Raw genomic sequence first — 26,679 nt, forward strand, 5'->3', positions numbered from 1 at the left:
CCGGAAACCGAGCGGCCCCCGACCTATCCCACCTCGACGCCGTCGAGGGTGGCTTCCACCGTCCTGTTGTCGGACAGCGTGATCGTGACCTTGTCGCCGGGAGCCTTGGACCGCACGGCGGCCACCAGCGTGTCCGACTCGTCGATGCGGCGGTCACCGAACTTCGTGATCACGTCTCCGGCCTTGAGCCCGGCCTTCTCCGCGGCACCGCCGGAGGTGATCTCGGAGATGCGGGCGCCCTGCTCGGTCGACTCGACCTTCACGCCGAGCACCGTCTGCCTGGGCTTGCCGCTCTTCACGATCTCGTCGATCGTGCGGCGTGCCTGGTCCATCGGGATCGCGAAGCCGATGCCGACGGAACCGGCCTGGCCCTGACCCTGGCTCGGGCTGTAGATCGCGGAGTTGATGCCGACGACCTGGCCCTGCATGTTGACGAGGGGTCCACCCGAGTTGCCGGGGTTGATCGCGGCGTCGGTCTGGATGGCGTTGAGGACGGTCGCCTGCGAGTTGCGGTCGCCTCCGGCGGAGACGGGGCGGTTCACCGAGCTGACGATGCCGGAGGTGACGGTGCCGGACAGTTCGAACGGCGAGCCGATCGCGACGACGGCCTGGCCGGTCTTCATGTCACCGGAGTTGCCGAGTTGCACGACCGGGAGGTTCGAGACGCCGTCGGCCTGGATGACGGCGATGTCGGAGCTCGGGTCGCGGCCGAGGATCTTGGCCGACGCCGTCTTGCCGTCCTGGAAGACGACCTTGATCTCGCCGCCGGCCGCGGCACCCTCGATGACGTGGTTGTTCGTCACGATCTGGCCGTTGCCGGAGATGATGAAGCCGGAACCTTCGCCGGCGCCGGACCGCGTGGTGACCTGGATCTGGACGACGGACGGCAGCAGCTTGTTCGCCACGTCCTCGACCGAACCCGCCGGGGCGTTCGAAGTCTGCGAGGCCGGGCGGGGTGTGTCGAGGGAGCTCACGGACGACGAGTCGTTCGCGAAGTTGTAGCCGAGGTAGCCGCCGAGGCCACCGGAGAGCCCGCCCACGAGCAGCACGAGCGCCGCAACGCCCGCGACGACCTTCCCGCGGCCCTTGGGGCGCTGCGGGACGGGTGGCGGCTGGTAGCCGGGCGGGAGGTAGTACTGACCCGTCTGCGGCCCTGTGAACGGGCCGGAGGGCGGTCCTGCGGGCTGTTCCGCGCCGAACTGCGCGGTCGTGGCGCCGAGGCCGAGCGGGTGAGGTTGGCCGGACCCTGAAGGGGGAAGCTGCTGGCCGGGTCCGGACCCGCCGAGCTGCGTCTGGCCCGCGTCAGGTGAGGGCACCTGCGGCTGAGCCGAAGAGTAGGAGGCGGGCAGGTCACCCAGGCCCGCGGGAGCGTTGTAGGCCCCGGCCTGGCCGGATCCCCCCTGCAAAGGATCCGGCTGGCCGGGATCCGGCAGCGACGGGCCCTGCTCCCGCGCGCCGGAGTCTGTCTGACCGGCGCTCGTCGGCACGGAGTTGGACTCTTCCGGCTGCGGCGCTGGCTTGTTGCTCTCGGTCATGGGCCTAGTCTCGCGGCCCGTCCTGAGAGAACCCTTAGACCAGCCTGGGAGCTAGTTGTGTGTTCCCCGGAGGCGCTCGGCGATCTGCTCGGGCGTCACGTCGTTGATCCACACGGCCTCACCGGACTCCGAGCCCGCGAGGTACTTGAGCTTGTCCTTCGTCCTGAGCACCGAGAAGACCTGCAGGTGCAGCCACATCTCGTCGCGGCCCGCGTGGACCGGCGCCTGGTGCCAGGCGGCGATGTAGGGCAGTGGCCGGTCGTAGAGCGCGTCCAGCCGGTGCAGGACCGACAGGTAGAGCGCCGCGAAGTCGTCACGCTCCACAGAGGACAGTGCGGCGATGTCGGGCACCTGACGCCGTGGCGCCAGCACGACCTCGACGGGCCAGCGGGCGGCGGCTGGCACGAAGGCGACCCAGTGCGGGGACTCTTCGATCACGCGCGCGCCCGCGCGTAGTTCGGCCTCCAGCACGTCACCGAACAACGGGCGCCCGTGCTCGGCGAAGTAGTCCAGAGCCGCGCTGAGCATGCGTTCGGTACGAGGTGTCACGAACGGATAGGCGTAGATCTGGCCGTGCGGGTGCGAGAGCGTCACGCCGATCTCTTCGCCGCGGTTCTCGAACGGGAAGACCTGTTCGACCCCTGGCAACGTTGACAAGTAGGTGACGCGGTCCGCCCAGGCGTCCACGACGGTGCGCACGCGTGACTCGGAGAGCTCGCCGAACGACTTGTTGTGGTCCGACGTGAAGCACACGACTTCGCACCGCCCCCGACCCGGCGCTCGTGCGAACAGCGGCTCACCATCCACAGTGGACGGGACGTCCGGCACGTTCTGCGCCAGCGAGGGGAACCTGTTCTCGAACACCACGACGTCGTAGTCGGCCTCGGGGACCTCCGTGGGCCGCCCCGGTGTCGACGGGCACAGCGGGCAGAGATCCGCCGGCGGCTTGTACGTGCGTGTCTGGCGATGAGCCGCCATGGCGACCCACTCGCGGGTCAACGGGTCCAGCCGGACTTCGGACATCGGCTGGGTCTCGGGAAGGTCCCGGGTGTCCACCGCAACTCTCGGTGGCGCCTCAGCGCTGTCGTCGAAGTAGATGATCTCCCGGCCGTCCGCCAGCTTCCCCGCGGTACGCCTCACGCCAACTCCTCGCCACTTCCCGATACATGAGCCAACACCAACTCGCCGACCTGCTCGGAGAGGATCGCCCGCGCGTCGTCCGGCAAACCCTCGTCCGTCACCAGGACGTGCGCCTCGTCGAGGTCCGCGATCGTGGAAATGCCGACCGTGCCCCACTTCTCGTGGTCCGCGACCACGACGACGCGTCCTGCCGCGTCGACGAGTGCGCGGTCCGTCTCACTCTCGTTGAGGTTCGGGGTCGTGAAGCCGGAGCGCTCGGCCATGCCGTGCACGCCCAGGAACACCACGTCCAGGTGCAACGATCGCAACGCCTGCACGGCCACGGGGCCCACCAGCGCGTCGGACGGCGTGCGCACGCCACCGGTCAGCACGACCGTGCGGTCCGTGCGCCCGCTCTGCTGCAGCACGTCCGCGACGCGGATCGAGTTCGTGACGACGGTCAGGTCCGGGATGTCGTCCAGGAACCGGGCCAACGTCCACGTCGTCGTCCCGGCGGACAGACCGATGGCGGTGCCGGGACGCACGAGGCCCGCGGCAGCGGCCGCGATCGCCTCCTTCTCGGGCAGCTGCCGCACCGACTTGGCCTCGAACCCGGGCTCGTCGGTCGAGCGCCCCACGACGGACGTCGCGCCGCCGTAGACCTTCTCCACCAGGCCACGTGCGGCGAGCACGTCGAGATCGCGGCGCACGGTCATGTCCGAGACGCCGAGCCGCACGACGAGGTCGCTGACGCGCACCGCTCCCGTACGACGGACCTCTTCGATGATTACCGCTTGCCGCTGACGTGCCAGCACCTCACACCTCTTCCTTGAGGACGACGACGTCCCCGGCTCGCACGGTGAGGTGCCCGGAGACCTGCGTGCCGGACAACACGTCGACACCGGACGCCTCGATCTGCACGTCGGTGCCGGTGTGGTTGACGGCGAAGAGGAACGATACGTCGCCCTTGCGCCGCACGAGCTCGATCGGCGAAGGCGACACCGCGACGCCCGCGCCGGAAAGCGCGTTTTCCACCGTTCGGCCGAGACCGTTCTCGTCGAGATCGCACGCCACGTACCAGGCGACACCGTTGCCGAACGCGTTGCGCGTCACCGCCGCGACGCCGGGCAACGGCCCGTCCGCATAGGAGACAACGGTGTCAGCGGTGCGCGTGTGCAGGTGCTCCGTCCACAGTGAGGCGGTCGAGCCGTCGGTCAGCGAGACCGTCTCGTCCTGCCGCAGCGGGTAGAACTCCTCGGACCACACGCCCAGCACGTCCCGGAACGCGCCGGGGTATCCGCCCAGTCGCACTCGCGTGAACTCGTCGGCAACACCGGACAGGTACGTGACCAGGACATGGCCGCCGCCCGCTACGTAGTCCGCGATCACGGCCGCGTGCGCGTCGGACACCGTGTAGAACGCCGGCACGACCACCAGCGAGTACGCCGAGAGGTTCGTGCCCGGCGCCACGAAGTCGACCGTGACACGGGCCTGCCAGAGCGCCTTGTAGTACCCGAGAACGTGCTTCCGGTAGTCGAAGTCGTTGGTCGGGTGGGCGTCCTGGCGCAGCGCCCAGCCGGACTGGAAGTCGTACAGGACCGCGACGGAGGCGTCCACAGTGGAGCCCATGACCTCGTTCAGCTTCGTGTACTCGGCACCGACCTCGCAGACCTCGCGGTACACCTTGGTGTCCGTACCGGCGTGCGGGACCATCGCCGAGTGGTAGCGCTCGCTGCCACCGCGCGACTGCCGCCACTGGAAGAACAACGTGCCGTCCGCGCCGCGCGCGATGTTCTGGAACGAGTGCCGCCGCTGCTCCCCCGGCAGCTTGGCGATGTTGCGCCGCTGCCAGTTCACCGCCGACGTCGAGTTCTCCATCAGCAGCCACGGCTTGCCGCCGGCGAGGCCGCGCACGAGGTCCGCGGACATGGCGAGCTCGATGTGCCGGTCCGGCGACTGGGCCTCGGTGTAGTGGTCGTTCGAGACGAAGTCGACCTCGCGGGCCCACTTCCAGTAGTCGAGGTCGCCGAACGTCCAGCCGACCATGAAGTTCGTGGTGACCGGCACGCCGGGCGTGATCATGCGCAGCACGTCGCGCTCGGCCTTGTACAGCTCCAGGATCGCGTCGTCGGAGAACCTGTCGTAGTCCAGCACGTGCGCCGGGTTGGAGAACGTCGGCGTCACACGCGGGGGCAGGACCTGCGCGAAGTCGGTGTAGCCCTGGCTCCAGAACGCCGTCGACCACGCCTCGTTGAGCTGGTCGAGCATGTAGCGGCTCCGCAGCCACTCGCGGAACGACGCGGCGCACGTGTCGCAGTAGCAGCGCTTCACGTGGCACGCGTACTCGTTGCCGACGTGCCACGCGGCCAGCGCGGGGTGGTCGCGGTAGTGCGAGGCCATCTCGGCCGCGAGCGCCGTCGCCCGGTCGCGGTAGATCGGCGACGACGGGCAGTACGCCTGCCGTGAGCCGTGCGAGAGCCGCACACCGTCCGCGCGGACGGGCAGCATCTCGGGGTACTCCGTGGTGAGCCACGGCGGGGGCGCGGCAGTCGCGGTCGCGAGGTCGACGCGGATGCCCCCGGCGTGCAGCAGGTCCATCACGCGGTCGAGCCACTCGAACCGGTACTCGCCCTTGCTGACCTCGATCTTCGCCCAGCTGAAGATGCCCAGGCTGACCATGGTCACCCCGGCGCGGCGCATGAGCTCGACGTCCTCGGCCCACACGTGTTCTGGCCACTGCTCGGGGTTGTAGTCAGCCCCCCAGCCGAGGCCCGGCATATCAGTCGGCCATGTCGTCACGGCCGCAAGCGTGGCCGACAACGACCCCAACGTCAACACAAGCAAACACAACTTCGCGTTCGAGTCTGTTCGACGATCGACCGGGAAAAGTACCGGGATCCGGCCACATACAGGCTGTGGTGCGGTTTAACAGCTGCGTAACGGGACTTGACAGGATGTGTGCCTGCGACCACATTATGCGCAACTTTGTTGGAGTCCTGTTCGGTTCGTACGAGCGAGTGTCACCCGTAGGAGCGATGATGGTTCTGCACACGCCTGGTTCCACTCCGTTACTTGGTCGGCGCGCGATGCTGCGGATCATGCTGGCCGGTGCGGGCGTCGCCGCGACCGGTGGACTTGCGGCGTGCGGCGGCGGTTCGGGCTCCGGCGGTGACTCGAAGGTCGTCACCTTCGGCAACAACCTGTCCGACCAGGTGCCGAAGGACGCGATCACCGCCGCGATCAAGGCGTTCGAGGGCCAGTCCGGCGGCCTCTCGGTCACGATCAACACCAAGCAGCACGAGCAGTACCAGGAGCAGATCAACAACTACCTGCAGGGCAAGCCGGACGACGTGCTCGCGTGGTTCGCCGGCTACCGCATGCGGTTCTTCGCCGACCAGGGCCTCACCAGCGACCTCTCCGACCTGTGGGGCAAGGTCGGCGGCAACTACTCCGACGCGCTCAAGCAGGCGTCCACGGGCACGGACGGCAAGCAGTACTTCGTGCCGTTCACCCAGTACGCGTGGGGCATGTTCTACCGCAAGAGCGTGTGGCAGGAACGCGGTTACGCGGTGCCGAAGACGCTCGACGAGATGGTCGCGCTCGCCACGAAGATGAAGTCCGACGGCCTGATCCCGATCGCCTTCGCACAGAAGCAGGGCTGGCCGGGCATGGGCACGTTCGACCAGCTGAACTTCCGCATCAACGGCTACCAGTTCCACGTGGACCTGCTGGCGGGCAAGGAAGACTGGCAGGACAAGCGGGTCAAGGACGTGTTCGACACGTGGAAGCGGCTGCTGCCGTTCCACCAGGAGAACGCGCTCGGCCGCGAGTGGCAGGAAGCCGCGCAGACGTTGCAGCAGAAGAAGTCCGGCATGTACCTGCTCGGCGCGTTCGTGGGCCAGCAGTTCCCGGACGCGGAGAAGGAGGACCTCGACTTCTTCCCGTTCCCGGAGATCAACCCCGAGCACGGCACCGACACGGTCGAGGCGCCGATCGACGGCTACATGATGGCCAAGAAGCCGTCCAACTCCGAGGGCGGGCTCAAGCTCCTCGAGTACCTGGCCTCCGCCGAACCGCAGCTCGCCTACCTGAAGTCCGACCCGACCGCGGTCGCGACCAACCAGAAGGCGGACCAGGCCGGCTACAGCCCGCTGCAGAAGAAGGTGGCGGACACCATCAAGAACGCCAAGCACATCACGCAGTTCCTCGACCGCGACACCGATCCCGGCTTCGCGAGCGAGGCGGCCACCAACGGCCTCATCGAGTTCATCAAGGACCCGAACAACATCGACTCCGTGCTCAAGGGCATGGCTGATCAGGCGAAGAACATCTTCAAGTGACCGCGTTGCAGGAGAAGCCGAAGGCGGTGGCCCCCTCCGGGCCGCCGCCTCGTCGGCGTGGAAAGCGTGCCACGGCCCTCGCCGGCACGGACAAACTGGTGCTGGCGCTCATGCTCGGCATTCCCACGGTCGTGCACCTGCTGTTCGTGTGGATTCCGACGCTGGGCTCGGTCGCGTTGTCGTTGAGCAAGTGGAACGGCATCGGCGGCTTCGAGGACATCGAGTGGATCGGTGTCGGGAACTACGTCGAGATCTTCACCGAGTACCCGCGGTTCTGGCCGGCGGTGCAGCACAACCTGATCTGGTTGCTGTTCCTGCTGATCGTGCCGACGTCGGCGGGTCTGCTTCTCGCCGTGCTGCTGGACCGCGAACTCCGGTTCAGCCGGATCTACCAGAGCGCTCTGTACATGCCGATGGTGCTGTCGCTCGCGCTGGTCGGCTTCATCTGGCAGCTGATCTACACGCCGGACGGCGGCCTGCTGAACTCGGTGCTGGGCCTCGACAAACCGGTCGACTGGATCGGCGACTCGGACATCAACCTCTACGCGGTACTGGTCGCGGCGGCGTGGCGGCACACCGGCTACATCATGCTGCTGTACTTGGCGGGCCTGAAGTCGGTGGACCCGGCGCTGAAGGAAGCCGCGTCACTGGACGGCGCCTCGGCCTCGCAGACGTTCTTCCGCGTCACCTTCCCGGTGATGAAGCCGGTGAACATCGTGGTCGCCGTGGTGACGGTGATCGAGGCGCTGCGGGCGTTCGACATCGTGTACGTCATCAACAAGGGACGCAACGGCCTGGAGCTGCTGTCGGTGCTGGTGACCGACAACATCATCGGTGAGGCTTCGCGCATCGGCCGTGGTTCCGCCGTCGCGGTGATCCTGCTGACGATCTCGCTCGGCGTCATCATCCCGTACCTGTACCAGGTGTTCAGCAAGGAGAACCGGACGTGACGGCCACGCTGGAACGGCCCTCGGTGCCGGCGAAGAAGACCAGGCCGGTCACACCGGCACGGATCGCGCTGCACGTCTTCCTGATCCTGACGTGCCTGATGACGCTGGCGCCTCTGCTGTGGGCGGTCTACGCGTCGCTGCGGACGTACGACGACACGTCGGTCAACGGCTACTTCTCCATCGCGAAGTCGCTGACGTTCGACAACTTCGCGAAGGCGTGGGAGATCGGCGACCTGCCGCACTTCTACTGGAACACGTTCCTGATCACCGTGCCCGCCCTGATCATCACGCTGGTGCTGAGCTCCATGGTGGCGTTCGGGGTGTCGCGGTTCAGCTTCAAGTTCAACATCGCGCTGCTGATGCTGTTCACCGCGGGCAACCTGTTGCCGCAGCAGGTGATCGTGACGCCGCTGTGGCGGCTGTACCGGCTGATCGAACTTCCGGCGTGGATGTCGGAGAGCGAGTCGCTGATCGACTCGCCGCTCGGCGTCATCCTGATCCACATCGCGTTCCAGATGGGCTTCTGCACGTTCGTACTGTCGAACTACATGAAGACCATCCCGTACGAGCTGACCGAGGCGGCCAGGGTCGACGGCGCCTCGGTGTTCCGGCAGTACTGGCAGCTGACCCTGCCGTTGTGCCGGCCGGTGCTCGCCGCGCTGGCGACGCTGGAGTTCACCTGGATCTACAACGACTTCCTGTGGGCGTTGGTGCTGATCCAGGACGGCGACAAGATGCCGGTCACCTCGGCGTTGCAGAACCTGAAGGGCACGTTCTTCACCGACAACAACCTGATCGCAGCCGGCTCTCTCCTGGTCGCGCTGCCCACCCTGGTGGTGTTCTTCGTGCTGCAGCGGCAGTTCGTGGGCGGACTGACGCTGGGATCCACGAAGGGCTGATGCGCAAAGGGGCGGAGACCACGTGGTCCCCGCCCCTTTCGCGTTGCTCGAAGAGCTAGTGCCGCGACCGGCAGCCTTTGCCCCGTATTCGGCGAAGGTTGCCGGTCGCGGCACTAGTTCCCGCCGGTCTGCGGGTTGTAGTCGGAGATCGAACCCCAGCGCCCCACCGGGATCACGATCACGCGGGCCTTGCCGATCACGTTCGCGACCGGGATGGCGCCGTCGGCCGGCGTCGGGTCGCCGTGCTTGCGCGAGTCCGACGAGTTGTTGCGGTTGTCGCCCATCACCCACAGCGTGCCCGCGGGGACGGTGACCTTCTCGAACGAGTCCTGCTGGCGCGGGCCGCCACCGAAGTTCAGGTACGGCTCGTCCAGCGGCTTGCCGTCGACCATCACGCGGCCCTCTTCGTCGCAGCACTCGACGGTCTGGCCGCCGACGGCGATGACGCGCTTGATGAAGTCGGTGCCGCTGGGCTCGGAGAGGTTCACCATCGAGCCGAGGTCCTGCAGCGTGCCGACCACGAAGTTCGGGGGCTGCTTGCCGCCGGTCCAGTTCGGCGGGCCGCGGAAGACGATGACGTCGCCGGGGCGCGGGTCGTTGAACAGGTACGTGATCTTCTCGACCAGCACCTTGTCGTTCACGCAGCCCGTGCAGCCGTGCAGCGTCGTCTCCATCGAGGCCGACGGGATGACGAACACGCGCGCGACGAACGTCTGGATGACGACGGTCAGCAGCAGCGCGACGCTGAAGATGACCAGGAGCTCTTTCCAGAACGGCTGCTTCTTCTTCGGCTTCTTCCTGGAGAACCGCGGCGCCTCGTCTTCGGCGTACGCGGAGGAACGCGACGAGCGGTCCTCGTACGACGAAGCGGGCGAACCGGACGTCGAGAAACGCGACGTGGGTTCGGGGCCGTCTCCGGAGGGAGGGGTCGTCTCCCAGGTCGACGAAGAATCGTCGTTCACGCGATGACTCACACGCCCCACCTTACGGACGTCCGGGTAGGCGCAACGTGAACAGGGCCCCACCGTCGGGGGCTCTGCCCGCCGTGGCCGTGCCGCCGTGCCGTTGCGCCACCTGCTTGACGATGGCGAGTCCCAGGCCGGAACCCGGCAGGGTCCGCGCCTCGGACGAACGGTAGAACCGCTCGAAAACATGAGGTAGATCGGCATCCGCGATGCCGGGGCCCGCGTCCGCCACCTCCACCACGGCGCTGCCGTCGCCCACCTGACGGAGGTTCAGCCGCACCGCCGAACCCGAGGGACTGAACTTCACCGCGTTGTCGAGGAGGTTCAGCACCGCGCGCTCGAGAGCACTGGAATCACCCAGAAGTGTCCATGGTTGCAGCTGCACGTCGAACGTGACGTTCGTGGCGCGGCGGCGCGCGCGGTCCAGCGACCGTTCCACCACCTCGTGCAGGTCGACCGGCTCGTGGATGACCTGCGGCGCGTCCTCGCGGGCCAGTTCGACCAGGTCACCGATGAGGGTGGTGAGTTCGTCGATCTGGGCGCGCACGTCCGCCTGGATCTCCGTTTTGTCCTCTTGCGACAACGTCGGGGCGTCCGGGCGTTCCGAGGCGAGCAGCAGCTCCAGGTTCGTGCGCATGGACGTCAGCGGCGTGCGCAGCTCGTGGCCCGCGTCGGCGACCAGGCGGCGTTGCCGTTCCTGCGACTCGGCGACGGCGCCGAGCATCGCGTTGAAGCTGTGCGTCAACCGCGCCAGTTCGTCGTCGCCCGCGACCGGGATCGGGGTCAGGTCACCCGTGTTCGCGACGCGTTCGGTGGCTTCGGTGAGCCGCTGCACGGGCCGCAGACTCGTGCGTGCGACGGCCGTGCCCGCGATGGCCGCGAGCAGCACGCCGGCGCCGCCGATGAGCAGCAGAACCACGCTGAGCTTGGCGAGCGTCGTCCGCTGCGGCACCATCGACTGGGCGATGATGATCGCCTGGCCCGGCTGGTACGCGACGGCGATGACCCGCGTCTCGGTCTTGTGGTCGGTCCAGATGAACTCCTCCCGGTCGCCCTCCGCGACGTCCCAGGCCTCCTGGACGCTGGGCGGCGGGGTGGAGTCCTTCGGATAGATGATCTTCCCGGGGTCCGCCAGCAGCACGCCCATCTTGACGTCGCCTGCAGCGAGGAACGCCGCCGGGTAGTTCGCGACCTCGTCCGGCGTGGTGACCTTCGTGCCGTTCGCGACCGTGGCGGCACGCTGGCGCAGGCCTTCGTCGAGCGCGTCGTACGTGCTCTTGCGCACGACCATGTACGCACCGAGAGACACCAACGCGACGGCTCCGGCCACGCAGAACGCCGCGAGCCAGGTGACCCGCGCCCGCAGCGACGCCCGTTGCAGGCGTCCCTGGGGTTCGGCGATCACGGAGGGGTTTCCCTCATGACGTAGCCCACTCCGCGCACCGTGTGGATCAGCCTCGGCTCGCCCTCCAGCTCCGTCTTGCGGCGCAGATACCCCACGTAGACCTCGAGAGCGTTGCCCGAGGTCGGGAAGTCGTATCCCCACACGTCCTCCAGGATGCGGCTGCGGGTGAGCACCTGGCGCGGGTGCGCCAGCAGGAGCTCGAGCAGCGCGAACTCGGTGCGGGTGAGGCTGATCGGACGCTCGCCGCGGCGGACGTCGCGGGTCGACGGGTCCAGCTCCAGGTCGGAGAACTTCAGGGAGGCGGCGGACTTCTGGGCGGCGTCGTCGTCGTGAGCGGCCCTGCGCAGCAGCGCGCGCAACCGGGCCAGCAACTCCTCCAGCGCGAACGGCTTGGGCAGGTAGTCGTCGGCTCCGGCGTCCAACCCGGACACCCGGTCGCTCACGGCGTCCCGTGCGGTCAGCACGAGGATCGGCAGGTCGTCACCGGTGCTGCGCAGCCTGCGGCACACCTCGAGGCCGTCGAGGCGGGGCATCATCACGTCGAGCACCATCGCGTCCGGCCTCGCGGCGGTCACCGACTCCAAGGCCTGCATGCCGTCTCCGGCAGTCTCGACCTGGTAGCCGTTGAACTGGAGCGAGCGGCGGAGTGACTCCCGGACCGCCCGATCGTCATCGACAACGAGGATGCGCATGGGGGCAGTCTTGCCGAGGGATCTGAGAAGTGCCTGAGAAGGGCCCTAACTGCGGGTGTGAGTTCGGCGTTAGCCTTCCAGGCCCCTCGCGACCGGTGCGTTCCACTTCCGCCAGAGCGCGATGAGCCTGATGGTGATGATCATTACCGCACCGGTCAGCGAGACCAGGCCTTTCGGCAGCCCTGCCCATTCACCCACCGCCACGACGACCGCGCCGCACAGCGCTGCCACGGCGTAGATCTCTCTCCTCAGGACCAGAGGGATCTCACGAAGGAGCAGGTCACGTAGTGCGCCACCGCCGATGCCCGTCGTCATGCCGATGAGGCACGCCGCGTAGGGGGTCGCGCCGAGTGACAACGCCGTCGACGTGCCGGACGTGACGAACAGGCCGAGGCCCACGGCGTCGAGCAGCAGCACGCTGCGGCGAAGCTTCGCGACGTGCGGGTGGAACCAGAAGACGATCAGGCCCGTACCGCCCGCGACCAGCAGGTACGGCCAGTGCCGCAGGCTCGTCGGTGGGTGCACGCCGAGCAGCACGTCACGGATGATGCCGCCGCCCAGCGCCGTGGTGAGCGCCAGGATGATCACGCCGAACACGTCGAGGCGAGCGCGGACCGCGGCCACCGCTCCGGAGGCGGCGAAGACCGCGAGACCGATCAACTCCAGGACGATGAGCAGCACGAACGGAGAGAGTAGTGCCGCTTATCGAGGAGGCGCCGCGCGGCGGTAACCGGCGTCCAGCCGCCCACCCGCGGACACCAGGACGGCCTCCACGACGGCGATGAACCGCTCGGCGCCCTCGCCCCGCACCAACGCCCGGTAGGCGTCCACGAGCTCATCCTCTTTGGCGTCGAGCAGCCGGCGCAGCAGCCACTTGCCGTGCCCGAGCCACCGGTTCTGCATGACCAGGGCGAGCTCTCCCGCGCAGCTCAGCAGTCTGGCCGCGACGAACAGACGCTCGTCCTCGTCCCGTGCGCCGATCAGGTCCTCGAGCAGGTCCGTGGTGCCGTAGCGACGGTCTTCCAGCTCAGTGACCGTCGCAGGAGGAGGGCCCGCATCGAGCAGGACGCGTGCCTCGGACCGCATGCGCTGACCAGTGCCGTCGGCGTCGAGCATGAGGAACCCCTCGGCGCACATGTGCAGCAACGGAGGCCGCCGGCCCTCGGTGTCACGTGCCACGAAGTCCTGGAACGACTCGATCGTGTGACAGAACAGCTCGACCGGCCAGCCGCGGTACCGCAGGGTCTCGCGGAACGCGCCGGGCAGGTCGTCGACGATCACGACCATGTCCAGGTCGGAATTCGCCGTGTAGTTGCCCGCCGCCACGCTGCCGCCGAGGAACGCCGCCCTCGCGAGCGGGTACTTGACGTCGAGCAGGTCTCGCGCGACCTGCACCGGGTCCTTGTCCCAGTCCAGCGGGTGGCCGGTGACGTAGTAGTCCTCGTCGGGGTTCAGCGGGCCGAGCACGTGCTCGATGCACGGCCGGATCGCGGGGAGCACCTCGTGGAGGTCCACCAGCCACGGGTTGTCCTCGGCGTCGAAGAACGGCCTGATCGTCAGGAACTGGGCTCGCGAGATCTCCCGCACGCTGACCGGTGGCCCGCTGCGGTGCTTCGCGTAGCCCTTCAGGCGCCAACCCATGTTGTCGCCGTAGGCATGCCTGACCTCGTCCTGGTCCCCCGCCACGCGTTCATTCTTACTTGACGAGGTCGTCCGGACGAATTCAGTCACACGCCACCTCCGGCGAACGGCCCAGCGGACCGTCCTCTCGCGACCTCAGAAGAAGTCCGCGAGCCGGGGCGTGCCGGACGAGCCGGTGAGCTGGTCGAGCACCACCGCGTCGGCCGGGTCGCCCTCCAGCAAACCCCCGCGCCGCAACGCATGCGTGTTCTGCGCGCCGGAGAACCACGGACCGAGCGCCCGCGCGTGCAACCGCACCGCGCCGGTGCCGCCGGGTTCGACGCGCACCGAGCCGTCCTCCACGACAACACGCTGGAGACCCGCGTGCCATGGGGCGTGGTCGTCGATGATCTCCAGGTCCACCGCGGCGTTCGCGAGGCGCGGCCAGCCCCGGGCGGCCACGGCGGCGGGCAGGTCGACGACGCGCTGCATCCAGGTCGAGGTCCACACCGAGTGGCGCATCGGCGTGCTGCCCAGGAAGCCGATCGTCGCCGGGTCGGTGATCCGCAGGTCGATCGCTTCCAGCGTGCCCGCCCACGACGCCAGCGAGGCGAGGAGGTTGAGCTGGGCCTCGACGTCGACGCCGATGAGGTCGTCGACCTTGAGCCGGCCCATGTCGCCGCCGGGCTCGCGCTGGGCCGTCAGGTAGCCGCGCAGGCCGTTCGGGCCGGGCAGCACGCTCACCAGGTCCATCTCCAGGACCTTGTCGACGTCGATACGCGGCGGCCTGCGGTCGGCCATGCCGTCGATCGTCCGCGCCACCTCCAGATAGCACGCGTGCAGGGCGGGGAGGTCGCTCTCCTCCGCCGGGCGCGAGGGAATCAGCTCGGCGGGCTTCGGAACGGTGAGCAGCCTGTCCATCGGCAGCTCGACCCACTCGAAGACCCCGGCGCGTTCCCAGCCGCGGCGCCGGTACAGGGTCGGCACGGTCGCGTAGAGCGCCGAGAGCGGCTGGCCGTGCTCCCTCATCGTGGCCAGCGCGGCGTCGAGCAGCGCGTTCGCGATCCCCCGGCCACGATAGGCACCGTCGACGGCGACACCGCCGATCCCGCCCATGGGGACCGCGGCGCCGCCGTAGAACTGCGCGTACGAGCCGATGCCGAGCACACCCGCGACCCGGCCGTCGATCTCGGCGAGAAGTCCGTGCGTACCGGGCCTCAGCAGCGGTCCCGACGGCTTGGTGCCGTTGAACGCGACCTTGCGCAGCCGGAACACGGCGTCGCGGTCGTCCTCGGTGAACTCGCGGATGTGCACGAACAACTATCTACCAGGAAAAGAAGCCCTGGCCCGTCTTCTTCCCCAGCTCACCCTGGGCAACCTTGTCCCGCAGCAGTTGCGGCGGATCGAACCGCGGCCCGAGCTCGGCCGCGAGGTGCTCGGCGATCGCCAGCCGCACGTCGAGTCCGACCAGGTCGGTGAGCTCCAGCGGGCCCATCGGCCAGCGGTAGCCGAGCTTCATGCCGGTGTCGATGTCCGCGGCGGAGGCGACGCCCTCCTCCAGCATGCGAATCGCTTCCATGCCGACGGCGACGCCCAGCCGTGAGGTCGCGAACCCCGGCGAGTCGCGCACCTCGATGACGGTCTTGCCCATCTCCTCGGCCCAGGTCCGCGCCTTGGCCACGTTCGCGGGGTCGACGCCCTCGTGGTGGACGAGCTCGACGAGCTGCTGCACCGGGACGGGGTTGAAGAAGTGCATGCCCAGCACGCGTTCGCCGGGCAGGCCGGCGGCGATCTCGGAGATCGACAGCGACGACGTGTTGGAGGCGAGGATCGCGTCCGGGCACTTCTCGGCCGCGAACCCCAGGACCTTCTGCTTCAGCGGCACGTTCTCCGGCACGGCCTCGATGACCAGCTCGGCGTCCGCGGGCGGCTCGGCCACGGTCAGGTTCGCCAGCAGTTCGTCGGCGTCGCGGTCCTTGAGCTTGCCCTTGGCCTCGGCCCGGTGCAGCGAAGCCTTCACACCGAGGAACCCGGCGTTCGCCCGTTCGGCATCGGCCTCGACGAGCCAGACCTGGTGCTCGTTCGCCAGCAGGAGGTGCGCGATGCCCGCGCCCATCGTGCCGCCACCGATGACGACGGCCTTCACGAAACCACCTCGGCGCTGAACATGGCGACGAGCTCCATGCCACCGATCTCGGCGAGGTTGGCGCCCGAGGTGGCCCACTCCGGCGACTGCAGGACGGCCTTGAACGACGCCTCGGACTCGAAGTACATCTCCGCGATCAGGTGCGGCTCGTTCTCACCGAGGAAGCCCGCCAGGAACACCTGTTGCACCTTGGCGACCTCGGCGCGGACCAGGCCGGGAACCGAGTTCACGATCGGCAGGTGCGACTCGAAGTACTTCTGGTCGAAGCCCTCGGGGTCGGCCGGCTTCCTGTACAGCGCGATGTACTTGATCATGTGACACCATCCTCCTCGACTCGCCGAGCACTGTAACGCCCGGAGCACCCGCGGGGCTGAGGCACGATGGTGAGGTGCGGATCATCCTGCTGCGCCACGGACAGAGCCTCGGCAACGTCGACGAGCTCGCCTACTGCCGCATCCCCGACCACGCCCTGCCGCTCACCGGGACCGGCGAGGATGAGGCGCGCGCCGCCGGACCGACGATCAAGGCCCTGATCGGCGACAGCCCGGTCGCGGCCTACGTCTCCCCGTACACGAGGACGAGGCACACGTTCGACCTGCTCGGCATCGAGGCGGAACGGATCGTCACCGAGCCGAGGGTGCGCGAGCAGGACTGGGGCAACCTCCAGGACCCGGTGCAGCAGGAGGTGCTCAAGCACCAGCGGCACGCGTTCGGCCACTTCTTCTTCCGGCTGCCCAACGGCGAGTCCGGCGCGGACGTGGACGACCGGGTGGCGGCGTTCCTCGACGGCCTGGAAGTGCGGCTGCACCAGGACGAGTCGCATCCCAAGACGGTGCTGGTCGTGTCGCACGGCCTGACGATCAGGCTGCTGTGCCGCAGGCTCTTCGACTGGAGCATCGACCTGTTCGAGTCACTGTCCAATCCGGACACATGCGAGAACCGCGTGCTCGACCACAACGGCACGGGGTGGAGGCTGGACCGCCCTTTCGACCAGTGGCGCGACTCACCGGACGGAACGGTCCAGCACCCCGTCTAGATAAGCCCGCGCTTGTAGGCCGCGACAAGCCGGCGCGGCACGAGAAGCTCCTTGCCGTCCAACGTCCGCACGCGCACCAGATCCGGTGCGGTGGCCTTCCACTGCGAACGGCGGTGGCGGGTGTTGGACCTGGACGTCTTGCGCTTGGGAACGGCCATCAGCGCTCTCGCTTTCCATAGCGGCGGTTGAACTTCTCGACCCGGCCGGCGGTGTCCACGAGCCGTTGCGTGCCCGTCCAGAACGGGTGCGAGTCGGCGGTGATGTCGACGACGAGCAACGGGTAGGAGTTGCCGTCCTCCCACTCGATCGTCCTGGACGACTTCGCGGTCGAGCGAGTCAGGAACGTCTTGCCGGTGGACGCGTCCTGAAAGACCACCGGGTGGTAGTCGGGGTGGATTCCGGGCTTCATATCGCCAGCTTTCGGATCGAGTCCACGAAGGACAGTTCGTCGTCGGTGAGCAGCGCTTCGGTGAACGCCGCGGTGATGGAGTCCGGTTCGCCCAGGGTGATCGCCACGATCTGGGTGGTCCGGCCTCCGAGCGGCCCGCCCTCGCCGACGTGCAGGCCGCAGCCCGCGGATTCCAGGTGCAGCGCGACGTCCGGCTCGTCCGCCACCCAGAGCCGGCCGCGCGAGCGCACGACCGTTCCGTCCAGCAACGAGTCGAGCGCGTCGTTCAGACGTGCCGGGTGAAACGGCCGGTCTGCCGTGAAAACCGCTGTCGAGACACCACATTCGGGCGTCAGAGGCATCAGCCGTGGCCGGGTGCTCTTGCGCACGACCACCGTCTCGGGCGTGCAGCGGTGTGCGCCGGGAGCGAGCCGGTCGAGCACGGCGAGCGTGCGTTCGTCCGCGTCTCCCTGCAGCACCAGCACATCCGCGGCCTCGGCCTGCGCGACGACGACCTGAGCCACCGTGCGTTGGTCACTGACCATCGAGGCGTCGCCCAGGGCATCGTCCAGCCAGGTCGCCGCGTCGAGCACGGTGATCACGCACTCGACGTCGACGCCGAGCTTGCGGCGCACCGCGTCCGGCTCCAGCAGCGGGTCCAGGTGCAGCACGACCGTGTGGCCCTTCAGGGCGGCGAGCAGCTCACGCAGGTCCTCCCGCACGGTGCAGGACGCACAGCCGTGCAGCAGGTCGATGTCAGTCGCAACGCCGTCGACCCAGCGCCGCACGCACGTTTCCGCAGCTACGTGACGCACGAGCACCGAACCGGGCCGGTCGCGCCACACCCGCACGGCGACGTCGTGGTCGACCAGCCCCGCCACCATAACGACAACGGTTTCCATGTGAGGTACCGTAGATGAAAACGAAAGTCGTTTCAATCTGAGTCCATCTTTCTGGAGGTACTCGTGCGCTGCCAGCTGACCGGCCGTGAGCCGGGCTTCGGCAACCGCGTCTCGCACTCACAACGCAAGACGCGGCGCCGGTGGAACCCGAACGTCCAGCGCAAGCGGTACTTCGTGCCGTCGCTGAACAGGTTCGTGACGCTGACGCTGTCCGTGAAGGGCATCAAGACCGTCGACAAGATGGGCATCGAGGCCGCCGTGGCCCAGCTCCGCACGCAGGGGGTGAAGGTCTGATGGCCAAGAGCACCGATGTCCGGCCGATCATCAAGATGAGGTCGACCGCCGGAACCGGCTACACCTACGTGACCCGCAAGAACCGCCGCAACGACCCGGACCGGATGGTGCTGCGCAAGTACGACCCGGTGGCGCGCAGGCACGTCGAGTTCAAAGAGGAGCGCTGAGGACGTGGCGAAGAAGTCGAAGATCGCGGCGGACCTGCGCAGGCGCGAGGTCGTGGCGCGCTACGCGGAACGACGGGCAGAGCTCAAGGAGATGCTGCGGCACCCGGAGACGCGCGCGGAAGCGTTGCAGGGCCTGCAGAAGCTGCCGCGGGACGCGTCGCCGACCCGGTTGCGCAACCGCGACGTCGTGGACGGGCGGCCGCGCGCCTACAACCGGAAGTTCGGCCTGTCCCGCGTCCGGCTGCGGGAGATGGCCCACCGCGGTGAGCTGCCCGGCGTCTCGAAGGCGAGCTGGTGATGCGCGAGAAGAAGCCGCTCAAGCGCAGGCAGAACCTGCTCGCGAAGGAGGGCGTGACCGTCGTCGACTGGAAGGACGTCACGCTGCTGCGCAAGTTCCTCTCGGACCGGGGCAAGATCCGGTCCCGCCGGGTGACCGGCCTGACGCCGCAGCAGCAGCGTCAGGTCGCCACGGCGATCAGGAACGCACGGGAGATGGCCTTGTTGCCGTACCCGTCACAAGCGCGATGACCCGCACCGCCGCGCTGGCCAGGAAGGCCAGCGCGGCGAGCTGCACCAGCAACGCGAGCACCCAGGTCGTGTGTTCGTCGACCGTCAGATCGCCTCGAACACCCACCAGGAAGGTCGCGTAGAGGCCCCAGCACTGCAGCGCGGCCAGGCCGGCGCCGACGATCGTGGTCCGCAGCGAGACGACCACCACGACGGCGGCGAGCAGGAACAGGGCGAGCAGCGGCCAGGCGCCGGTGAACGTGGCCACGCCTACTCCGCCGCCGAATCCGAGCGCCGAGCCGTAACCGCCTTTCATTCTTCGCATCCGATCGGTGTATCGCCTCAGGTGAGATCAGCGCCACCTCTCCAGCGTGAAGTTGGTGCTTTCGAGTGAGGCACCATCGCACGAATGAACCTGTACGACGTGGTCCACCGCCGCAGGGACACCCGCGCCGAGTTCTCCGGTGAGGAGATCCCCGCCGACGTGCTGCGCCGGGTGCTGACCGCCGCACACGCCGCCCCCAGCGTCGGGCTGTCCCAGCCGTGGGACTTCGTGCTCGTGCGCGACGAGTCGACCCGGCGCGCCTTCCGGGACCACGTCCAGGCCGAACGCAGCGTCTTCGCAGCTCAGCTGGACCAGGAACGGGCGGAGACCTTCGCCCGCATCAAGGTCGAGGGAGTCATGGAGTCGACCCTCGGCATCGTGGTCACCTACGACCCGGACCGGGGCTCGCCGGCGGTACTCGGCAGGCACGCGATCGCCGACGCCGGTCTGTACTCCGTGTGCCTCGCCATCCAGAACCTGTGGCTGGCCGCGACGGAAGAGGGACTCGGTGTGGGCTGGGTGAGCTTCTACCGGGAAGATGTGCTGCGCCGTCTGCTGGACATCCCCACAAGGGTCCGTCCGGTTGCGTGGCTGTGCGTCGGTCCGGTTCGATCACTGCCCGAAACTCCCGATCTGGAACGTCACGGTTGGCGCAACCGACTACCCCTCGATGACGTCCTGCACCACGATCGGTATGGGGCGCGACCGACCCGGTAGCCTGTGCGGGCCGCTCGGCCAGTCGGAACGGAGTCGATGAACGAGTGGAGCAACGCGATCCGCTGGTAGCGGGCCAGATTCCGCGGCTGGACCGAGAGGTCCGCGCGTTGCTCAACGCTGGCCGCTTGCCGGAGGCGAACAGTCTTTTCGACGAGGTGGTCACCAAGGTGTCCCCCGGCGCCGACCGCTGGGTTCGATCGGCGGTGCTGGTCAACCGGGCGGTGATGGCCTGGCGCCTCGGCCGCATCCCCCTCGCTCTGGAACTGGCCGCCGAGGGGTGGACCGACCTCGACGCCGACCGTTCGGACAGCCCCGCCGTGGCCCACACGATGGGCTCCCTCGGCTATCTGATGGAGGGCATCGGCAACCGGCGCGCGGCCCTGGACATGCTGCGGCTGTCGGTGCAGGTGGCGCGTCGTGCGGGCAACACCGACGTGCTGGCCCACTGCCTGCAGCGCCTCGGCGGTTCACTCAACTTCCGCGCCTGTTCCGGACCTCCCGCGGCAGCGCCGGCGATCTTCGAGGAGGCGCTGGCGTACCTCGACGAGGGCCTCGGCATCGTCAAGGACGAGGTGCACCGGCGCGCGCTCCTGGGCGCGTGCGGACGGTCCCTGGCCGGCGTCGGTCAGCTGGACAAGGCCGAGGAGATGGGCGAGGAGACGCTGCGGCTGGCCCTGGACGCCGACGATCTCTGGGGCATCTCGGTCGGCAACTGGGTTCTCGCCGTCGTGCGCCGCGAAAAGGGTGATTTCGACGAGGCGCGCACACTCGCGTCCCGTGCTGTGACCAGCGCCGAACGCATCAACGACACATCACTGCTGCTGCGGTTCTCGACCGAACTGGCGGACATCTGCCACTCGCTGGGTGACGCCGTGGGCGAGGCCGAGGCGTTGCGCCGGTCGATGGCCGCGTCCCGCACCGCCAGGGAGACGTTGCAGGAAGGCCTGGGCCAGGCCCTGGAGCAGCGCCGGGTGGCCGTTCAGGCACAACGGCTCGCGGTGGCGGCGCAGGAGGCCGCGGCGCGCGATCCGTTGACGGGCCTGGCGAACCGGCTCGGGCTGGAACGCGCGGCCGCCGCGTTGCTGGAGTCGACGGCGGCGCGTGGACGGGTGCCGTGGCTGGTGCTGGTCGACGTGGACTGGTTCAAGAACGTCAACGACGACGCCGGGCACGCGACGGGCGACGCGGCGTTGCGCGAGATCGCGGCGTTGCTGCGGCGCGAGTGCCGGTCGGACGACCTGGTGGCGCGCTGGGCCGGTGACGAGTTCGTGGTGCTGCTCGGGGACACCGGGCCGAACATGGACGTCGGCCCGAACGTGGCGGAGCGGATCCGTGCGGCCGTCGACGGGCACGACTGGACGATGGTGCTCGGCGCGGTCCGCCGCCCGACGGTCAGCATCGGCGTGGCGGCGGGACCGGCCAAACTGGACCAGCTGTTCGCGGCCGCCGACATGGCGCTCTACCGCGCCAAGCGGCACGGCCGCAACAGGGTCGAGGTCGAGCCCTCGGTGGACGAGGTGCCCGGGATCGTGTCCGGGAACTAGGGGTTCCCGGCGAACGAGGGGTTCTCGGCGTCTAGGCGATCAGACCGCCGCGGTAGGCCACCAGTGCGGCCTGCACGCGGTTGACCGCGCCGATCTTGCCGAGCACGGACGAGACGTAGCCCTTCACCGTCGCCTCCGACAGGTGCAGGGTGCCGCCGATCTCCGCGTTGGACATGCCCTGGCCGATCAGCACGAGCACCTCGCGCTCGCGTTCGGACAGGCTCTGGAGGAGCCTTCGTGCCGGCTCCGCCATTCGTTCGCCGTCGGCGACGGCCGCGAGAACTCTCGCCGCCACACCGGGGTCGAGAACAGCGCCTCCGCGCGCGAGATCACGCACGGCTTTGACGAGCTGTTCCGGTTCGGTGTCCTTGAGAAGGAAGCCGGCCGCGCCGAGACGCAGGGCTTCCGAAACGTACTCGTCGACGTCGAACGTGGTCAGGATGCAGACCCTCGGTGGGTCCGGCAGGGTCCGCAGCCTTCGCAGGGCCACGAGTCCGTCCGAGGTGCGCATCCGGATGTCGAGCAGAACAACGTGCGGACGATGCTGGCGTGCCAGGTCGGCTACCAGATGTCCGTCATCGGCCTCAGCAACAACTTCGATGTCTCCGACGCTGCTCAGGATCATGCGAAGGCCGGAGCGGACGAGGTCCTCGTCGTCGGCCAGCAGAACCTTGATCACGACGCCTCCCGCATTGGCGTTCCGTGCTCCCTCATGTGCGCGATCTTGGCGTACGCACGCCGAAGGTCGCGTTAATTCTCAGTTATCTCATCATGTGGTTACAGATTTTCGAGATCGCCGACGGCGTTCACAGTTACCGGAATTGAGTGCTGACTTCGCTGCGTAGGCAGGCCAGCAGGAGTTAGGAGGGACCATCGGAACACTGAGTGACGAAACATCATAATCCCACTGAGTGGAATGCTGTACCAGAAAACACGGATACAGCCTCGGTAATCCGATTCAGATGTCTCATTTGATCTCGTTTCTGCCCATATGGCTTGTCAATGTGTTTCGGTATCGATACAGGTCTCTTGTCTGCGATTGGAAAACGCGAAGGTCTTTCGCAATAGCCCTACCGGAAAGTAACGTGCATCACAACAGCCCTGCCCTGCACGGAGAGGAGCTTCGCGCGATGCGGAGAGCCAATCCGGTGACGACCCTGCTGGCGACCGCCGCCGTCACCGCCTCCCTTCTGATCCTTCCGTCGGCCAACGCCGAGGAACCCCCACGCGCGGCCGCGTTCGCCGCGGACGACTACTGCCTCGGGCAGTGCAACGACATCCTTCCGCCCGGCAACAACGGCAACGCGACGCTGGCCGAGATCCTCACGCACAAAGCGTTCGGCACCAGGCCCGCGCATTCGGCCGACCAGCTCGGTAAATACGACGCCCTGGTCAACGGCTACGGCGGACTGACGAACTCGCAGCTGACGGACTTCTTCAACGACGCGTCGTTCGGCGTGCCGTCCGACCAGGTCGAGAGCACCATCAAGCCGCGGTCCGACGTGACGATCGTGCGCGACAAGAAGATCGGCATGCCGCACATCACCGGGACCACGCGGTCCGGCACGATGTTCGGCGCCGGTTTCGCGGCCGCGCAGGACCGCCTGTGGCTGATGGACGTCTTCCGCCACCTCGGGCGCGGTCAGCTGACCGGTTTCGCCGGTGGCGCGCCCGGCAACCGCGTGCTGGAGCAGAGCTTCTTCAACCAGATCCCGTACACCGAGGCGGACCTGCAGAAGCAGATCGACAGCGCGACGACGAACGGTGGTGAGCGCGGCCGGCAGGCGTTGGCCGACGTCAACGACTACACCGCGGGCATCAACGCGTACATCACCCAGTCTGTCTCCGCACGGAACTTCCCCGGCGAGTACGTGCTGACTGGGCACGCCGACTCGATCACGAACTGGAACGACATCCAGCCGTTCAAGTCGACCGACATGGTGGCGATCGCGTCCGTGGTCGGTGGCCTGTTCGGTGCCGGCGGTGGCGGTGAGGTCCAGTCGGCGCTGGTGAAGCTGGCCGCGCAGAACAAGTACGGCGCTACCGCCGGCGAGCAGGTGTGGAAGGCGTTCCGGGCGCAGAACGACCCCGAGGCCGTGCTGACCCTCCACGACGGACAGTCGTTCCCGTACTCCGCCTCGCCCGCTTCGCCTCAGGGCGTGGCGCTTCCGGACGGTGGCAACGTCACGCCGGAGCGGATGGTCTACGACGAGGTGGGCGGCACGGGTGCTGCCGTCGCCGTTCCCGCTTCCGAGGACGTGGCGAAGGCTCGGGGGATCTTCTCCGATGGCGTGCTGCCTGCCGACCTGCTGAACAAGAAGCACGGCATGTCGAACGCTCTCGCGGTGTCGGGTGCTCACACGGACAGCGGGAACCCGATCGCCGTGTGGGGGCCGCAGACCGGTTACTTCGCGCCGCAGTTGCTCCTGCTGCAGGAGCTCAACGGGCCCGGCATCCGTTCGCGCGGCGTCTCGTTCGCCGGCGTCTCGATGTACGTGCAGCTCGGCCGGGGTGTCGACTACTCGTGGAGCGCCACCTCGTCTGGCCAGGACATCGTCGACACCTACGCCGTCGAGCTGTGCAACCCGGACGGTTCTGCTCCGACGAAGGCCTCCTCGCACTACCTGTTCCACGGTTCTTGCCTGCCGATGGAACGACTGGAGCGCAAGAACGCCTGGAAGCCCACGGTCGCGGACGGCACGCCCGCCGGTTCGTACACGCTGGTGATGTACCGGACCAAGTACGGCCTGGTGACCAGCAGGGCGACCGTCGGTGGCAAGGTCGTGGCGTACACGACGCTGCGTTCGACGTACATGCACGAGGTCGACTCGATCATCGGCTTCCAGGAGCTGAATGATCCTTCGGCGATCCGTTCGGCCACCGACTTCCAGCGCGCGGCCAACAAGATCGGCTACGCGTTCAACTGGTTCTACGTGGACTCCCGCGACTCCGCGTACTTCAACTCGGGCCTGAACCCGGTCCGCCGATCCACTGTGGACCCGAACCTGCCGACGTGGGGCCGGGCCGAGTACGAGTGGGTGGGCTGGAACGGCGACGAGAATGTTTCTGAATACATGCCGTTCGCCGCGCACCCGAACTCGATCAACCAGGACTACTACGTGTCCTGGAACAACAAGCAGGCCAAGGACTTCACGTTCGGCGCCTTCGGCCACAGCGCTGTGCACCGCGGCGACCTGCTCGACGTCCGCGTGCGCGCCCTGATCGCTTCCGGCCAGAAGGTCACGCGTGCTTCCCTGACTCGCGTGATGGCCGAGGCGGCAGTGGCCGACCTGCGTGCCGAGCAGGTGCTGCCCGAGTTGCTGCGGGTGCTGGAGTCCGCTCCGGTCGACGCCTCCCTGGCTCCGGTCGTGCAGAAGCTGAAGGACTGGCAGCGCTCCGGCTCGTTGCGCAAGGAGACCGCGAAGGGCAGCAAGGCCTACAACCACGCCGAAGCCATCCGAATTCTGGATGCCTGGTGGCCCCTGCTCGTCGAGTCGCAGTTCAAACCGTCGCTGGGTGACGGGCTCTACAACGCCCTGGTCGCCGCCCAGCAGGTCGACGAATCCCCGTCCGACGCGCACGGCGCCGCGCCGCACAAGGGTTCGTCGTTCCAGTACGGCTGGTGGGGCTACGTGGACAAGGACCTGCGCAAGGTCCTCGGCGACCCGGTCCAGGGCGCGTTCCCGCAGACCTACTGCGGTGGCGGCACTCTCTCCGGCTGCCGCACGGCACTCGTGAGTTCCTTGCAGGCAGCCGTAGCCAAGCCCGCGAACGCGGTCTACCCCGGCGACGCGGACTGCGCCGCAGGCGACCAATGGTGCGCGGACACGATCATCCACCGCGCCATGGGCGGCGTGACCCAGGACAAGATCCACTGGCAGAACCGCCCGACGTACCAGCAGGTCGTGCAGTTCCCGTCCCGCCGGGGCCAGACCATCACCAACCTGGCCGCCGGCCGCACCACCACCGCGTCGTCACACGAAACGGGCTGGAACAACCTCCCGCCGTCGAACGCGGTGGACGGCAATCCGACGTCCCGCTGGGCCAGCGACTGGAACGACAACCAATGGATTCAGGTCGACCTTGGCTCAGTGCAACGAATCGGTCGCACGGTGTTGCGATGGGAATCAGCGTTCGGCAAGGGTTACCGCATCGAGATTTCCAATGACGGCACGAAGTGGCGGAACGTTTTCTCCACAAGTGCTGGCGATGGCGGCGATGATGTCGTAGCGTTCACACCACAGGACGCGAGATACCTACGACTGACGGGTACCCAACGGGCCAATCAGTATGGGTACTCCCTGTACGAGCTTGAGGTCTACGTCTCGTAGACCTTCGAGATGAGGACGCCGATCCACCCCCAGGGGTCGGCGTCCTCTACTTATTTCAGGCCCTGAACAGGTAGTTCCGGATCTCGCCACCGATGGTGCCGGTCGGCACCCACTCACCGCCGTGCCACGTGCTCATCCGATATCCGCGCTCGGTGAGGAAGTCGGCGACATCCTTCGCGTGGTACCCGAACCGCTCGACGTGCCGTTCCTCGATCTCGAGCAGGAACGCGGGCTTGAGCCGCTCGATGGTCTCCACAGCCCCTTCGAGGACCCTGAGCTCGGCCCCCTCGACATCGGCCTTCACGAAGTCGAGCCTGGTGATCCCCTGCTCCTCGACGAAATGGTCGAGTGTGTCCGTCTTGACCAGTACGTCCAGATGCTGGTCGAACTCCTCGTTGGACCCGAGCCCGTTGGCCCCCACCGTGAGGAACGACCGCCCGGTCACCGGACTCCCGTGCCGCACCGGCACGGACATGACCTCACGCCCCTGCTTCTCCGCACCAAGCGCCACCGAGTGCCTCTTGATGTTGGCCCCTTCACGCGGCCGCAACACGTACGAAAGGGCAGGGTGCGCGAACACCAGTGGCTCAACGCTGTGCACAGTCCCTTGTGGACCGACCAGTCTCGACATGGTCACCGTGTAAAGCCCCAGCGCGGCACCGACGTCAATGCAGACGTCCCCGGGCTTGACGACCTTGCGAAGTCCGATGAGCTCTGCCTCTGCATAGGGCGTGAGCCGGGCAAGGGCCTGCAACCCGGCGACAACAGCGGCACTGCGAAGTTGGGTCAACACCCAA

The 26,679-nt window shown here is 67.9% G+C and carries 29 protein-coding genes; 11 read left to right on the top strand and 18 right to left on the bottom strand.

The window, feature by feature from the left end; all coding sequences use genetic code 11:
• Positions 1-23 precede the first annotated feature (23 nt).
• The 4 genes from IG04_RS0136660 to IG04_RS0136675 are packed head-to-tail and all read right to left on the bottom strand — an operon-like array spanning position 24 to position 5,453.
• Positions 24-1,535, bottom strand: coding sequence for a S1C family serine protease (locus IG04_RS0136660; protein WP_051771445.1), 1,512 nt, complete (start codon positions 1,533-1,535; stop codon positions 24-26).
• Between the two features lie 51 nt (positions 1,536-1,586).
• Positions 1,587-2,675: a galactose-1-phosphate uridylyltransferase gene (galT, locus tag IG04_RS0136665; RefSeq protein WP_030481342.1), complete on the bottom strand. Its 1,089-nt coding sequence runs from the start codon at positions 2,673-2,675 to the stop codon at positions 1,587-1,589.
• A complete protein-coding gene (locus IG04_RS0136670; RefSeq protein WP_030481343.1) occupies positions 2,672-3,469 on the bottom strand; it encodes a DeoR/GlpR family DNA-binding transcription regulator in 798 nt (265 codons plus the stop codon). Before IG04_RS0136670 ends, galT begins: the two co-directional genes overlap by 4 nt.
• 1 nt (position 3,470) lies before the next feature.
• Positions 3,471-5,453 carry a beta-galactosidase gene (locus IG04_RS0136675; protein WP_211257882.1) on the bottom strand — a complete coding sequence of 661 codons (1,983 nt, stop codon included), beginning with the start codon at positions 5,451-5,453 and terminating at the stop codon, positions 3,471-3,473.
• 236 nt (positions 5,454-5,689) lie between these two features.
• On the opposite strand from IG04_RS0136675, the gene IG04_RS0136680 reads away from it, so the two are divergent.
• The 3 genes from IG04_RS0136680 to IG04_RS0136690 are packed head-to-tail and all read left to right on the top strand — an operon-like array spanning position 5,690 to position 8,843.
• Complete coding sequence (locus tag IG04_RS0136680) at positions 5,690-6,994, top strand: ABC transporter substrate-binding protein (protein ID WP_245816703.1); 1,305 nt, start codon at positions 5,690-5,692, stop codon at positions 6,992-6,994.
• On the top strand, positions 6,991-7,944 hold the full coding sequence (locus tag IG04_RS0136685; protein WP_051771447.1) for a carbohydrate ABC transporter permease: 954 nt from the start codon (positions 6,991-6,993) through the stop codon (positions 7,942-7,944). The genes IG04_RS0136680 and IG04_RS0136685 overlap by 4 nt, the downstream gene beginning before the upstream one ends.
• A complete protein-coding gene (locus tag IG04_RS0136690) occupies positions 7,941-8,843 on the top strand; it encodes a carbohydrate ABC transporter permease (RefSeq protein WP_245816702.1) in 903 nt (300 codons plus the stop codon). Before IG04_RS0136685 ends, IG04_RS0136690 begins: the two co-directional genes overlap by 4 nt.
• Positions 8,844-8,956: 113 nt before the next feature.
• Here IG04_RS0136690 and lepB read toward each other — a convergent pair whose 3' ends face one another.
• From lepB to IG04_RS0136730, 8 genes are all read right to left on the bottom strand, one after another.
• On the bottom strand, positions 8,957-9,817 hold the full coding sequence (lepB, locus tag IG04_RS0136695) for a signal peptidase I (RefSeq protein WP_245816701.1): 861 nt from the start codon (positions 9,815-9,817) through the stop codon (positions 8,957-8,959).
• A 10-nt stretch (positions 9,818-9,827) separates the two neighbouring features.
• Entirely contained in the window at positions 9,828-11,213 is a 1,386-nt protein-coding gene (locus IG04_RS0136700) for a sensor histidine kinase (protein ID WP_030481349.1), read from the bottom strand.
• Entirely contained in the window at positions 11,210-11,905 is a 696-nt protein-coding gene (locus IG04_RS0136705; RefSeq protein WP_030481350.1) for a response regulator transcription factor, read from the bottom strand. The genes IG04_RS0136700 and IG04_RS0136705 overlap by 4 nt, the downstream gene beginning before the upstream one ends.
• A 69-nt stretch (positions 11,906-11,974) precedes the next feature.
• Complete coding sequence (locus tag IG04_RS0136710) at positions 11,975-12,586, bottom strand: trimeric intracellular cation channel family protein (protein ID WP_030481351.1); 612 nt, start codon at positions 12,584-12,586, stop codon at positions 11,975-11,977.
• Between the two features lie 21 nt (positions 12,587-12,607).
• Positions 12,608-13,591: a nucleotidyltransferase domain-containing protein gene (locus tag IG04_RS0136715; protein ID WP_245816700.1), complete on the bottom strand. Its 984-nt coding sequence runs from the start codon at positions 13,589-13,591 to the stop codon at positions 12,608-12,610.
• Positions 13,592-13,681: 90 nt separating this feature from the next.
• The gene (locus tag IG04_RS0136720) at positions 13,682-14,839 is read right to left on the bottom strand and encodes a GNAT family N-acetyltransferase (RefSeq protein WP_030481353.1); all 1,158 of its coding nucleotides are present in this window, start codon (positions 14,837-14,839) and stop codon (positions 13,682-13,684) included.
• A 10-nt stretch (positions 14,840-14,849) separates the two neighbouring features.
• Positions 14,850-15,671, bottom strand: a complete 822-nt coding sequence (locus IG04_RS0136725; RefSeq protein ID WP_030481354.1) for a 3-hydroxyacyl-CoA dehydrogenase family protein — start codon at positions 15,669-15,671, stop codon at positions 14,850-14,852.
• Positions 15,668-15,985 carry an EthD family reductase gene (locus tag IG04_RS0136730; protein WP_030481355.1) on the bottom strand — a complete coding sequence of 106 codons (318 nt, stop codon included), beginning with the start codon at positions 15,983-15,985 and terminating at the stop codon, positions 15,668-15,670. Before IG04_RS0136730 ends, IG04_RS0136725 begins: the two co-directional genes overlap by 4 nt.
• 74 nt (positions 15,986-16,059) lie before the next feature.
• Here IG04_RS0136730 and IG04_RS0136735 point away from each other — a divergent pair, with 74 nt between their 5' ends.
• A complete protein-coding gene (locus IG04_RS0136735) occupies positions 16,060-16,707 on the top strand; it encodes a histidine phosphatase family protein (protein ID WP_030481356.1) in 648 nt (215 codons plus the stop codon).
• Here IG04_RS0136735 and rpmF read toward each other — a convergent pair.
• Genes rpmF through IG04_RS0136750 form a run of 3 tightly spaced genes read right to left on the bottom strand, consistent with a single transcriptional unit; the run spans position 16,704 to position 17,997 of the window.
• Positions 16,704-16,865 (bottom strand): 50S ribosomal protein L32, encoded by a 162-nt coding sequence (gene rpmF, locus IG04_RS0136740; protein WP_030481357.1) that lies wholly within the window; start codon positions 16,863-16,865, stop codon positions 16,704-16,706. The genes IG04_RS0136735 and rpmF overlap by 4 nt on opposite strands.
• Positions 16,865-17,116, bottom strand: coding sequence for a type B 50S ribosomal protein L31 (locus tag IG04_RS0136745; protein ID WP_030481358.1), 252 nt, complete (start codon positions 17,114-17,116; stop codon positions 16,865-16,867). Before IG04_RS0136745 ends, rpmF begins: the two co-directional genes overlap by 1 nt.
• On the bottom strand, positions 17,113-17,997 hold the full coding sequence (locus IG04_RS0136750) for a GTP-binding protein (protein ID WP_084402148.1): 885 nt from the start codon (positions 17,995-17,997) through the stop codon (positions 17,113-17,115). The genes IG04_RS0136745 and IG04_RS0136750 overlap by 4 nt, the downstream gene beginning before the upstream one ends.
• A 63-nt stretch (positions 17,998-18,060) precedes the next feature.
• Between IG04_RS0136750 and rpmB the strand changes: the two genes are divergently transcribed.
• From rpmB to rpsR, 4 genes are read left to right on the top strand one after another with little or no spacing between them, the layout of a single operon-like run.
• Positions 18,061-18,291 (top strand): 50S ribosomal protein L28, encoded by a 231-nt coding sequence (gene rpmB, locus IG04_RS0136755; RefSeq protein WP_030481360.1) that lies wholly within the window; start codon positions 18,061-18,063, stop codon positions 18,289-18,291.
• Positions 18,291-18,458, top strand: coding sequence for a 50S ribosomal protein L33 (rpmG, locus tag IG04_RS0136760; protein WP_030481361.1), 168 nt, complete (start codon positions 18,291-18,293; stop codon positions 18,456-18,458). Before rpmB ends, rpmG begins: the two co-directional genes overlap by 1 nt.
• Positions 18,459-18,462: 4 nt before the next feature.
• Positions 18,463-18,756, top strand: coding sequence for a 30S ribosomal protein S14 (gene rpsN / locus IG04_RS0136765; protein ID WP_030481362.1), 294 nt, complete (start codon positions 18,463-18,465; stop codon positions 18,754-18,756).
• Complete coding sequence (gene rpsR, locus IG04_RS0136770) at positions 18,756-18,986, top strand: 30S ribosomal protein S18 (protein WP_030481363.1); 231 nt, start codon at positions 18,756-18,758, stop codon at positions 18,984-18,986. The genes rpsN and rpsR overlap by 1 nt, the downstream gene beginning before the upstream one ends.
• Here rpsR and IG04_RS0136775 read toward each other — a convergent pair.
• Positions 18,934-19,290, bottom strand: a complete 357-nt coding sequence (locus IG04_RS0136775; RefSeq protein ID WP_144065687.1) for a hypothetical protein — start codon at positions 19,288-19,290, stop codon at positions 18,934-18,936. The genes rpsR and IG04_RS0136775 overlap by 53 nt on opposite strands.
• An 84-nt stretch (positions 19,291-19,374) precedes the next feature.
• On the opposite strand from IG04_RS0136775, the gene bluB reads away from it, so the two are divergent.
• A complete protein-coding gene (bluB, locus tag IG04_RS0136780) occupies positions 19,375-20,007 on the top strand; it encodes a 5,6-dimethylbenzimidazole synthase (RefSeq protein ID WP_051771457.1) in 633 nt (210 codons plus the stop codon).
• Positions 20,008-20,051: 44 nt separating this feature from the next.
• Entirely contained in the window at positions 20,052-21,551 is a 1,500-nt protein-coding gene (locus tag IG04_RS0136785; protein ID WP_036016649.1) for a GGDEF domain-containing protein, read from the top strand.
• A gap of 31 nt (positions 21,552-21,582) precedes the next feature.
• On the opposite strand, the gene IG04_RS0136790 is transcribed toward IG04_RS0136785, so the two are convergent.
• Positions 21,583-22,230 (bottom strand): response regulator, encoded by a 648-nt coding sequence (locus tag IG04_RS0136790; RefSeq protein ID WP_030481367.1) that lies wholly within the window; start codon positions 22,228-22,230, stop codon positions 21,583-21,585.
• Positions 22,231-22,681: 451 nt separating this feature from the next.
• Between IG04_RS0136790 and IG04_RS0136795 the strand changes: the two genes are divergently transcribed.
• A complete protein-coding gene (locus tag IG04_RS0136795) occupies positions 22,682-25,882 on the top strand; it encodes a penicillin acylase family protein (RefSeq protein ID WP_030481368.1) in 3,201 nt (1,066 codons plus the stop codon).
• Positions 25,883-25,937: 55 nt separating this feature from the next.
• On the opposite strand, the gene IG04_RS0136800 is transcribed toward IG04_RS0136795, so the two are convergent.
• A complete protein-coding gene (locus IG04_RS0136800) occupies positions 25,938-26,675 on the bottom strand; it encodes an FkbM family methyltransferase (RefSeq protein ID WP_159460517.1) in 738 nt (245 codons plus the stop codon).
• Between the last annotated feature and the right edge of the window lie 4 nt (positions 26,676-26,679).

Source organism: Lentzea albidocapillata, assembly GCF_000719115.1.
Taxonomy (GTDB): Bacteria; Actinomycetota; Actinomycetes; order Mycobacteriales; family Pseudonocardiaceae; genus Lentzea; species Lentzea albidocapillata.